Below are 6,444 nucleotides of genomic sequence, written 5' to 3' on the forward strand. Positions count from 1 at the left end.
CGGTGAAGATTCGACACCTCCACCACACACGGGGGCCTTCGCCACGATCAAGACCGCGCCGCGTTAACAACGCTCGTGATCAATACAGCTAGAGCGCTGGGCGAGCGGCTGGCCTCCGAGCAAAGGCTCGCGGCGCGGCTGCAGATCATGGAGGCGGCGGCCGCCCTGGCCCTGCGGCTGCCGGCGGCGGCGCCTCAGGTCAGGAACTGGCTCGGTGAGCTCGCAGCCGACCCGGCACAGGACTCGACGACCCGCCTCGCGGCGCTGGTCCAGCAGACCCACTGCGCGCCCGAGGAGATCGGCGAGGACGTCGTACTGGCCGCCGTCGACCTGCTGCGCGAATCGGCCCGCGCTCTGCCCGTGCGGCCGATCCCACCGGCACCCAGCCTCCCGACGGCACCCAGCGACACGGTTGCTCCCCAGATCGTCGCTGCCTTCGAGGATCTCGACCGGCACACGCGCGTGTACGCACCGACCACGGCCCTGCTGCGCACCTTCCATGAGGCCCTGGGGCCTCGGGTGCCCGAGCGAACTGCGGTGCTGGCCGAGCAGCTGGCCAGCCCCGACCCCGGTTCGCGCCTGGACGCGATCCGTATGGGCGGAGAGCTGATGCGGGCCTGGCGCGGAGACCACAGCCGGCTTCTCCGCCTGGTCGCCGGCCAACTCGCCACGGACGCCCCGGAGATCGTCGCCGAGGCCGCAGCCGTCCTGGAGTCCTGCCACCCGATCGCCGCCCCGGCCCGCGAGGCACTCGCCGCGCTCGTGGACACCCAGCGCGCGACGCACGGCCCGAACGTATGGGCCGCCTCGCAGCCCCAGCTGCGCCGGGCCCACCAGGAGGCCGCACGGGCCTTGGCACGCATCGGCGACACGCATGCGCTGCCGAGTCTGCTAGCCGCACTGGACAGCAAGGTCGACGCCTGGCGCGCTATCCAGGTCGCCGGGCATCTGCCGCAGGCGGCGCAGCAGCTGGTGCCCCGGCTGGAGGCTCATCTGCGTCAGATCGATCTCTCCCAGCAGTGGACCGAGATGAGCGCCAACGCGATTCTGGCCGCCCTGGCCGCACTGGGCGACACGACTGCGGTCCCCGTGGTGGTGGACACGCTAGGCGCGGCGATGCTCCATGAGCAGCACAGCATCACGCGGTCAGCCCTGAAGGCGCTGGCCACGTTCGGGCCGGCTGCAGCCGGCGCACGAACCACGATCCAGTCGCTGAGCAACGCCACCGAGGGACACGTACCGTCTGCCGCCGTCGCCGCGCTATGGACAGTTGGCGGTGACCTGGCCGAGGTCATTCCGCTCCTGCTCGGCCTCCTCGACGACCCGATCACCTTCCGCATCAGTGACGCGGCTGATCTGCTCGGCGAGATCGGCCCGCCCGCCTCCGCCGCGCTGCCACGCCTGCGCGGTCTTCTGACACACGACTACGAGTGGGTTCGGGTCCACTGCGCGTCCGCGCTCTGGGAGATCGGTGGCGAGGCCGAGGTATCGGCCGTCCTGGACACCCTGCTCCAGGTCTGGGCGCAGAATCCCTCGACGGCCAACCACGTCGTGGCCTGCCTGGACCGCATGGGCCCCCTCGCAGCACCCGCTCTTCCCCTGCTCCGCGAGCAACTCGCCCTGCCCCGACGCGGTGGCAGATTCCAGAGCATCGGCCACGACGAAGAACTCCAGCGCGTCGGCCGTACCCTCATCGCCCGGCTCGATCCTCCAGGGCCCGGAGGAGCATCCACTGCGCTCACAGCGTGATCCTGCGCCGCCCATTACCGCGCCATCTGGCTCAGGCTTCGGTGACGCGGATGATTGTCCTGCCGGGGGTGCGCTTGCCGGGCATGAATGCGGAGGCTGCCTCGGCGAGCGGGCGGACGGCGCCGACGATCGGCTTGAGGCGGCCGTCTCGCAGCCGTTGGGCGAGGTCGGTCAGGCGGGGCCGGTCGGGTTCGACGACGAAGAAGACGGCTCGTCCGTCGCGGGGGTGGACGCTGACTGGCTCGGCGATGGTGACCAGGGTGCCGCCGGGGCGGACCAGTGCGGTGGAGCGTTCGAGGATGTCGCCGCCGATCACGTCGAACACGACGTCGACCTCGCCGATATCCTCCAGTTTCTCGGCCTGGAGGTCGACGAAGACGTCCGCGCCCAGGCCGAGGGCAGTGTCACGGTCACCGGCCCGGCCGGTGCCGATCACCCGGGCGCCGGCCTCGCGGGCCAGCTGCACGGCGATGGAGCCGACGCCGCCCGCAGCGCCGTGGATGAGCACGCTCTGGCCCGTGATCAGGTGGGCGTGGTCGAACAGGGCCTGCCAGGCGGTGAGCCCGGAGATCGGCAGCGCGGCGGCCGTGACGTGGTCGACATCGGCCGGGAGCGGGGCGAGGTTGCGGGCCTCGACCGCCGTGTACTGGGCCAGCGTGCCGTTGCGGGACCAGTCGGTCAGTCCGAACACGCGCTGCCCGATGGTCAGGCCGGTGGTGCCGTAGCCGAGCTCGGTGACTACGCCGGACAGCTCGTGGCCGGGCACGCTCGGCGTGCGGTCATGACCGGCCCGGTCGGTCCAGGTGCTGGGCCAGTCCAGCTCGCCGGGGGTGAATCCGGCGGCGTGGACCTCCAGGATCACGTCGTTCTCGGCGGCGTGCGGGTGGGGCAGCTCGGAGAGGGTCAGGCCGCTGACACCGGCGTCACGGTCCTGGACGGTGATGGCGTGCACGAGGGGCTCCTCTGAGTAGGGGGACGGTTAGGGATCGGGCATAGCGCCTGGCGGGCGCAGGCATCGGCCCCGCAGAAGGCCGACCGCCCGATGTGAGCAGTCCCAGCGCCGTCCGAAGCTGTCTATCACCGCACACAACGGCGGACGAAGGATGGCTGACAGGTGCCGTTGTGATCACGCTTCCGACCCTAGGAGGGAAGCAGCCCAGATGATTGGGCCACTTGCACCCACCTCCAGTGGGCCATTCCGCCAGGGCCGGTCGACGGCGTCGGGCACACGGTCGTAGATGAGGTTGCTCAAGACCGATCCTGACTTGCTCTTCTTGAGCGGTCTGATCTGCCCGTCGACGACCCCATTCCGGCCTTTCGCCCAGACTTGCCGCGGCGGCGCTCTGCGGTGGCACGGACTTCGGCGCGGCCAGATCGCCGGCCCATGAGTCAGCGCTTCGGTCCGGCACCGCAGGTCCTGTGCGCGGTCCACGGCGGCCTGGGGGAGGGACCGCCGAACGGTCGTTGCCTGCCCGCCTCTGCGACGGTCCGCCACGCTTCTCCCGCCACAGTTTGGACGTCGCCGGGGCCTGGGCCGCGGTGACAGGGAGGTGGGTCGGTGCCCAGAGGTGCGAGCTGCCGCTCGTGACCTTCGCCGTACTGAGGCGGGGTCAAGGATGGGTTCGGAGATCACCGAGGGGGCGGGTATGCAGCTGACCACCGATACACAGACCGACACGTATGAGCAGGCGATCGCAGCAGTGCAGGGCGCCTACGGTTTCAACCCCGCGGCTGTGGTGGGCGGTAGTGGAATCTATCGGCGGGACCGTTCACCGACGTAGATTTCCGAGGCGGGTTGCCAACACGGCCGACCTGCGGGTTCGTGATCACGGTCCCGAGTGTCGGCAGACGGTCGTTTCTCGACACTCAGGGTTCATCAGGTAGGAGGTCTCTTGAGCGAATATTGAATGACGCCATGCGAGAAGAGCTGGATGTGCTGCATGAGGGGGAGCGCCTACGCGGCACGCTATCCCCGCTGCGGCGTCGCCTACTGGCTGCGGGAGCCCGCTTCTGCCACCTTTCTCGCGGCCAGGCTGGGTGAGAGTTGTCAGCGGCTGAACTACCACCTGCGCGAAATGGAGAAGAGCGGCCTAGTGCTGGGCTGCTCGGTGGGAGGCTCTCGCCCGGAACACCGAGGTCACCACGTGAGCAGAGCGACCACACGAGATGGGTCAGCTATGTCACGCGCTGGTCTAATTTCTCCAGAAAACGAGGCCAGGCCGTCGCGTGCGCGGTGCGGATGTCCTCGGTCGCGACGTTGTCGACGCCGCTGTCCGCAAGCAGATCAGCCCTTCGCTTCGCGGACGTCCTTTCCCTGCTCGGCGAACGCTTTGAAGTCCTGCATGTGCTGTTGCGACTGCTTGCGGAAGGCGCCGGGCATCAGAAGTCCCACTAGCTTCATCAGAAAGCCGCTGAACCGGTATTCGTTCTCGCTCTCCCAGAGTGTCGTTTCCGGACCGGCCTCGGTCAGCCGGTCGCGCACGGCGCTCCACATGCCCTCGCCGACGATCTCGCGGTCGAAGTGAACGACGCTCGTTTTCGGGATCTCGCGCAGGTCTGCCGGTTCCCGGCGTGTGATGGTCTCGGTGCACTCCATCTTCCGCTGGCCCATCTGCATCACGACCCGCGACTTGGTGCCGAGCTGCCCGTGCTCCCCGCTCAGCGGCTCGTGCAGCACCAGGCCCCGCAGCCACTTCGGCAGGTGTGCCGGGTCGGCGAGTAGCTGAGCCACCCTTTCCCGCGGCAGGGCGATCTCGATCGAGACGGTGTACTTCATGGCGGAGCCTCCAGCTTCCTGAGTGAACGGGCAACTCTACTGATCTTTGACTCCGGGCTTGACGCTGGTGGGGTGAGTTCGAGGCCGGTTCCAGACAGCAATTCCGAAAAGGAGTTCGGGGATCATTGGGGATCTTGCGGGCGGGGGAGTGTCGCCCCTCTTGGAGATTGGCCTGCTTGTAGGACAGAGCCTGCCCCCCCCGTGAATGGTTAGGGCGGAGCCAGTGACCGGCCGTGCGCACCGACGCGTGGATACCGGCGCGTTCGATGCGCACTGGATCCGGCGGCGGTGCGCACCTGTTGCGCGCCTCGGCGTGCTATTGGTGCGCACCGCCGGGGGGTACGCCGCGCGGGCCCGCTCCAGGTGCTCGGGGGCTGGTAACAGCAGAGCAAATAGTTCGAGAGCGCGCTGGCTAAACGCCGGAGTGGACTGATGATGCAGATCATTGGGCTTATGCAGGCGGCTGAATCCGATTCCTTCCAGATCACACAGATGACGGAGCCCTTCGCGGCGACGGTAGCGGCTGTGGCACCAATCCTGGTGCTGGTCGGCACCGTGGAAGCCAACGCGCTAGTCAAGCGGGTGAAGGAGGGTGAGGCAGAGCGTGACGCCCCTCTTCGCGCGGCTGTTGAACTGATCCAAAGCGAGGGCACTGACGTCACGCGCCTGCGAGCTTCAGTGCGCGAGCTTCTGAACAAGGAAAGGCAGCCTCTATATGCGCTCTTCAGGCGCGATAGCCAGCTGACGCTGGTCCTCTGGGTCCTCTGGGTCCTCTGGGCGGGCGTGCTGACTGTGGCTGAGATGCTGGCACTGGGCTGGTTGACCGATACGAGACAGAAGCCCGACCCAGGAACGATCTTCTGTCTGATGGCGCTCATCAGCGGCTTCGCTTGGACTGTGGCGCACCCGATCATGCGTGTTCACTGAGATCAGCCAGGCGGTGCCCCGGGTGGGGGCACGGGTCAGTGGATGGGCTGCCAGTGCTCCAGCGCATCGTCCAGCAGCGGGGCTTCGGGGTCGTCCCAGATCAGGCAGCCCCACACCAGGCCGGGCACATCGGGGCCCATGGCATCGGCCGGCCCTTCGGTGAGCGTGCGGTACACCGCATCGAGGTAAGCGGCGATCGACGGATAGCCGGGCTGGTCGCAGGCCAGGTTGTCCGGCAGCGACCAGCGGCCGACGCCGTCCGCGCCCACGTAGTGCCCCGACTCGGGGCCGGCCTCGTCGCCGGTCAGCCACGGAACCACCGCGGCGCCCCACCAGTCCCTGCGGCCGATCTCGGGCAGCCGTGGCCAGAGCGCATCCGCAGGACCGAGCAAGATCCCGCCGGGCAAGAACGCCCCTGAGCCGACTTCTCCCTCCTCCTCATTGGCCTCGATGTATTGGTGTTCCACACCGCCGCACAGCCGCCAGAGATCGCCCAGCTCGGTGGGGAGAGCGAAGTTGAGGTGATGCTTCAGCTGGGCGTCGGCAGCTTCAATGGCCTGCTCCGGGGCGGGCGGCAGCAGGGAAGCGTGTGAGACCGGGGCGTTCGCCTTCAGCCAGTCCGTGAGGCGGCACCAGGCCGTCTCTACATTCCCTTGATCGCCCATGCCGCCAACCTACTGCGTCCTTCGGATTGGGCTGACGGTGGGTGGAGCCCAGGCCCGGCTCGCGTTTGGAACCAGGAGAGCAAGCTTCGACGGTTGTCAGGCGAGGCGGCAGCTGGTCCGGCCCGACCAGGCTCCCGACCATGGCAGCCCGGCGTGCAAGTTGCCGGATCGTGATCGATGGTCGGGGCTGGTGGCCGTCCTGTTGGTCAGGGTCGGCGAAATGAGCTGACGGCTAGGGTCCGTCTTCAAAGATCATCGGAGGGTGGATCATGGTGGGGTGATACGACGCCATGAACTCACCGACCAGGAGTGGGAGTTACTCGCTCT

5 protein-coding genes are annotated in these 6,444 nt (G+C 68.2%); 2 read left to right on the plus strand and 3 right to left on the minus strand.

What is annotated here, in order from left to right; all coding sequences use genetic code 11:
- Positions 1-75: 75 nt before the first annotated feature.
- Positions 76-1,749: a HEAT repeat domain-containing protein gene (locus tag ACWGDB_RS41710; protein ID WP_453827257.1), complete on the plus strand. Its 1,674-nt coding sequence runs from the start codon at positions 76-78 to the stop codon at positions 1,747-1,749.
- A 31-nt stretch (positions 1,750-1,780) separates the two neighbouring features.
- Here ACWGDB_RS41710 and ACWGDB_RS41715 read toward each other — a convergent pair whose 3' ends face one another.
- Together ACWGDB_RS41715 and ACWGDB_RS41720 are read right to left on the minus strand one after the other, a co-directional pair.
- The gene (locus ACWGDB_RS41715; protein WP_453827258.1) at positions 1,781-2,701 is read right to left on the minus strand and encodes an NADP-dependent oxidoreductase; all 921 of its coding nucleotides are present in this window, start codon (positions 2,699-2,701) and stop codon (positions 1,781-1,783) included.
- Positions 2,702-4,033: 1,332 nt separating this feature from the next.
- Positions 4,034-4,525 carry an SRPBCC family protein gene (locus ACWGDB_RS41720; protein WP_453827259.1) on the minus strand — a complete coding sequence of 164 codons (492 nt, stop codon included), beginning with the start codon at positions 4,523-4,525 and terminating at the stop codon, positions 4,034-4,036.
- A 432-nt stretch (positions 4,526-4,957) separates the two neighbouring features.
- Between ACWGDB_RS41720 and ACWGDB_RS41725 the strand changes: the two genes are divergently transcribed.
- Positions 4,958-5,452: a hypothetical protein gene (locus ACWGDB_RS41725; protein WP_453827260.1), complete on the plus strand. Its 495-nt coding sequence runs from the start codon at positions 4,958-4,960 to the stop codon at positions 5,450-5,452.
- Positions 5,453-5,487: 35 nt separating this feature from the next.
- On the opposite strand, the gene ACWGDB_RS41730 is transcribed toward ACWGDB_RS41725, so the two are convergent.
- Positions 5,488-6,117 carry a hypothetical protein gene (locus tag ACWGDB_RS41730; protein ID WP_453827261.1) on the minus strand — a complete coding sequence of 210 codons (630 nt, stop codon included), beginning with the start codon at positions 6,115-6,117 and terminating at the stop codon, positions 5,488-5,490.
- Positions 6,118-6,444 lie beyond the last annotated feature (327 nt).

The organism is Streptomyces sp. NPDC055013 (assembly GCF_053608645.1).

Excerpts from the sequence above, each read along its gene's own strand:
- ACWGDB_RS41720 (WP_453827259.1), bottom strand. The coding sequence starts at position 4,525 with ATGAAGTACACCGTCTCGATCGAGATCGCCCTGCCGCGGGAAAGGGTG.
- ACWGDB_RS41725 (WP_453827260.1), top strand. The coding sequence starts at position 4,958 with ATGATGCAGATCATTGGGCTTATGCAGGCGGCTGAATCCGATTCCTTC.
- ACWGDB_RS41730 (WP_453827261.1), bottom strand. The coding sequence starts at position 6,117 with ATGGGCGATCAAGGGAATGTAGAGACGGCCTGGTGCCGCCTCACGGAC.